The following is a 4,228-nucleotide window of genomic DNA, read 5'->3' on the forward strand; positions in this document are numbered from 1 at the left end:
TGATAGGACGGATCGTCCTGGTGGGCGGTGGCGTCGGCGCGCAGGCGGGCGCGGCGCTGCTCCGGCGATTCGGGCCAATCGGCGCTCGCCGTCTCGATGCTCTCCTGCGGCGGCGGCAGGTTTTCCTTTTGACCCGGCGCCGGCTTCACCAGATCGGGACGCGGCTTGTAGTCGATCGGATCCTTGCGCTTCGGCGCGATCGAAAAGGCGCTGGAAAGGTCGCCGGCAAGCTGTTCGCCGGCGGTCTTGTCGGTGCCGTAGGTGGGCGAGCTCATGCAGCCCGACAAGGCAAGTCCGGATGCGACCAGCGGCGCCAGCAGTGCGGCGCGCACACAGATTCTCTCGGTCATGCCAAAAAGTCCCACACTAGACAGCCTCTCGATCGCCACCGGCCAAAAGATCCGGTCCCCATCGACGATGCACTTGCGACGGAAATCCGGCGACAATTTGTCGTCCGGAGTTTCGCGTGTTTACCTCAACCACCCGTTAAGGGCAACGCGCCGGCGGATTTGCATTGCCCGGCGTGGCATTTGTGCACTTATTTGATTGGGTGCATGTCGTTTTCCCAAAACCGCGGCACACTTTTGGGCGACATGCACCTAAAGCCGCCCAAGCGCTTTCAGTTCATGCAGCACGGCCGCATCCCTGGCCGAAACATCGGGGAATGCCCCGTCCTGCCCGACATCGGCGGTGTAGCGCCACGACCGCGCGCACTTAACGAGCCCGCGGTCCTCGGCCTTCTCGACCACCACCGCCACGCCCTTGACGTCGTCCAGCGTGAACGCGCCGTCCGGCGCCTTGCCTTTGGCGATGACGAGATCGCTGGTGATCGCCATCTCGGCCATATCGACATCCGATATCGCCGCTTCCAGCGCGGCATCGTCGAGGCTCACGACCGGCACGGCCTCCAGCGAGGAGCCGATCAGTTTCTCGGCGCGCGCGATCTCCAGCGCGCCGGTGACGACGCGGCGCACCTGCCGGACCTTGCGCCATTTCTCGGCCAGCGCCTCGTTGCGCCAGTTTTGCGGAATGACCGGGAACTGGTCGAGATGCACCGAGACGGCATCCGGGTGACGATCGAGCCAGGCCTCTTCCATCGTGAAGGGCAGCATCGGCGACAGCCACTTCACCAGGCATTCGAAGAGGTGGCGCACGACCTGCACAGCCGCCTTGCGGCGCAGGCTCGATGGCCCGTCGCAATAGAGCGCGTCCTTGCGGATGTCGAAGTAGAATGCCGAGAGCTCGACCACCATGAAGTCGAGCAAAGCGCGCGTGATGCGCTTGAACTCGAAGGCGTCGTAGCCCTGGCGCACCACTTCGTCGAGCTCGGACAGCCGGTGCAGCATCAGCCGCTCCAGTTCCGGCATCTCATCCAGCGGAACGTCCTCGCCATCGTCGTGGGCAAGCGTGCCCAGCATCCAGCGGATGGTGTTCCTGAGCTTGCGGTAGGCGTCGATATTGGTCTGCAGCACGTTCTTGCCGAGGCGCTGGTCTTCCCAATAGTCGGTCGTCACCACCCAGAGCCGGAGGATATCGGCGCCGGACTGTTTGATGACGTCCTGCGGCACCACGGTGTTGCCGAGCGACTTCGACATTTTCCGCCCCTCTTCATCCATGGTGAAGCCATGGGTGACGACGGTGTCGTATGGCGCCCTGCCCCGGGTGGCGCAGCTTTCGAGCAGCGAGGAGTGGAACCAGCCGCGATGCTGGTCGGAGCCTTCGAGATAGACGTCGGCCGGCCATTTGAGATCCGGACGGTCCTCCAGCGTGAAGACATGCGTCGAGCCCGAATCGAACCAGACATCGAGGATGTCCATCACCTGATGCCATTTCGCGGCATCGTGATTGCCGAGGAAGCGCTCCTTGGCGCCGGGCGCGAACCAGGCGTCGGCGCCCTCGGCCTCGAAGGCCTCCATGATGCGCTGGTTAACCGCCTCGTCCTTCAGCACGTTGCCGTCCACGTCGGCGAAGACGGCGATCGGCACGCCCCAGGCGCGCTGGCGCGATAGCACCCAGTCGGGGCGCTCCTCGATCATGGCGCGGATGCGGTTCTGGCCGGCGGATGGCACGAAGCGGGTGTCGTCGATCGCCTTCAGCGCGCGGCTGCGCAGCGTCGTGCCGTCGCCGAGGTCCTTGTCCATGTAGACGAACCATTGCGGCGTGTTGCGGAAGATGATGGGTTTTTTGGATCGCCAGGAGTGCGGATAGGAATGCTTCAGGCGGCCGCGCGCGAACAGCGCGTTGCGCTTGATCAGTTCCTCGATGACGGCCTGGTTGGCGTTGCCCTTCTTGCCATTGTCGTCGATGACGCGCGCTGCCCCACCTTCGCGGTCCGGACCGAAGCCCGGCGCGTCCTTGGTGAAGAAGCCGGCATCGTCGACCGGGAACGGGATCGCGGTGTCGACGCCGCGCTTGAGCAATTCCGCCACGGCGTCCATCCAGGCGTCGAAGTCCTCGCGGCCGTGGCTGGGCGCGGTGTGCACGAAGCCGGTGCCGGTATCGTCGGTGACATGTTCGCCACCGATCATCGGCACCGGGAACTGGTAGCCGTCGGCCAGCCCCCTGAACGGGTGCGAAAGCGTCAGGCTGGCAAGCTGTTCGGCCGAAACGTCGTGAACGCGCGCCAGCGTCACCTTGGCCTTGGCGGCGGCGTCCTCGGCCAGCGCGTCGGCGAAGATCAGCTTCTCGCTAGGCTGTGGACCGAACGCGTTCTCGGCCGCGGTCACCTCGTAGAGACCGTAGGCGACGCGCGGCGAATAGCTGACGGCGCGGTTGCCGGGCAAGGTCCAGGGCGTCGTCGTCCAGATGACGACATGGGCCTCGAGCAGATCGAGCGACGATTCCGACAGCGCCGCCGCGGCGGCGTCCTCGGCGCCGACGACCGGGCGCGCGAGGCTCGCGACCGGGAATTTCACCCAGATCGTGTCGCTCTCATAGTCCTGGTACTCGACCTCGGCCTCGGCCAGCGCCGTGCGCTCGACCACGCTCCACATGACCGGCTTCGAGCCACGATAGAGCTGGCCGGACATGGCGAATTTCAACAACTCGCCGGCGATGCGCGCCTCGGCGTGATAAGCCATCGTCGTATAGGGATTGTCGAAATCGCCGACGACGCCGAGGCGCTGGAACTCGCCGCCCTGCACCTTGATCCAGTGCGCGGCGAAGTCGCGGCATTCCTTGCGGAATTCGTTGACCGGCACCTCGTCCTTGTTCTTGCCCTTGGCGCGGTACTGCTCCTCGATCTTCCACTCGATCGGCAGGCCGTGGCAGTCCCAGCCCGGCACGTAGTTGGCGTCGTAGCCGCGCATCTGGAAGGAGCGGTTGATAACGTCCTTGAGGATCTTGTTCAGCGCATGGCCGATATGGATGTTGCCGTTGGCGTAGGGCGGGCCATCATGCAGCACGAATTTCTCGCGGCCGGCGGCCTCCTCGCGCAGCGTGCGGTAAAGGTCCATGTCCTGCCAGCGCTTGACCAGCGCCGGCTCCTTCTCGGGCAAGCCGGCGCGCATCGGGAAATCCGTCTGCGGCAAGTAAAGCGTGCGGGAATAGTCGATCGTTTCAGCGGTATCGGTCATTGGTCTGCCATGTGCATTGCCCGGCGGCGGAAAAGCTCGGGCGTTGAACTATCATCATCTGGAAAAGCGCGAGAGCCACGCGCAAAAGTCCCGGCGGCTCCGGCGGCGCTCAGGCCACCCGGAACACCGGGCTCGTAATTCGTATCGCGATCGCAAACAGGCGCGAAAAGCTCGTCATGGCCGGGCTTTTAGCGGATTAGTCAGCAGGAATAAAGCGCCGAGTTCAGGCGGCTACATTGAAAAGTCGAAGCGATAGGTGGTCGACACGCCGACGGTCCACTGGTTGCGGTCGCCGCGCTCCTTGACCAGGCTGGAATCGGCCGCCGGCCCCATCAGGCGCGAATACTCGGTGAAGACGCTGGCCGTCATCGGCTCGGTCACCTTCCAGGTGATCGCGCCGCCGAGGCCGGTCGACTTCAGGCCGCCGTCCGGATGGTATTCGCTGAGGCCGGAGGCCGCCGCCTCGGTGGCGTTGACGCCGTAGTAGGCGTCGAAATAGCCCGACGAGGCGAAGGAGACGCGCGGCCCGCCGGAGATGCGGACCGTCGGCGTGACGTCGTAGAAGGCATCCGCCGCGATGTCGGCGACGAAGCCGTCATGGGCGCGGATGCCATGCCTGAGCTCGGCCCGCGCCCGCACCCAGTCGAGCGGAT

2 protein-coding genes and 1 pseudogene are annotated in these 4,228 nt (G+C 65.1%); all 3 read right to left on the reverse strand.

Annotation, left to right across the window (positions count from 1 at the left end):
* Positions 1–350 (reverse strand): annotated as a pseudogene (locus tag EN742_RS26340) (hypothetical protein); the annotation flags it as partial.
* A gap of 249 nt (positions 351–599) precedes the next feature.
* Positions 600–3,575 (reverse strand): isoleucine--tRNA ligase, encoded by a 2,976-nt coding sequence (ileS, locus tag EN742_RS26345; RefSeq protein WP_127406843.1) that lies wholly within the window; start codon positions 3,573–3,575, stop codon positions 600–602.
* A 231-nt stretch (positions 3,576–3,806) separates the two neighbouring features.
* A partial coding sequence (locus EN742_RS26350; protein WP_148670265.1) for a MipA/OmpV family protein occupies positions 3,807–4,228 on the reverse strand: 422 nt, incomplete at its 5' end.

This window comes from Mesorhizobium sp. M4A.F.Ca.ET.020.02.1.1 (assembly GCF_004022645.1).
In the GTDB taxonomy this organism is placed as follows: Bacteria; Pseudomonadota; Alphaproteobacteria; order Rhizobiales; family Rhizobiaceae; genus Mesorhizobium.

Bases quoted from the DNA above. Each gene is read 5' to 3' on its own strand.
- ileS (WP_127406843.1), bottom strand. From the start codon at position 3,575: ATGACCGATACCGCTGAAACGATCGACTATTCCCGCACGCTTTACTTG.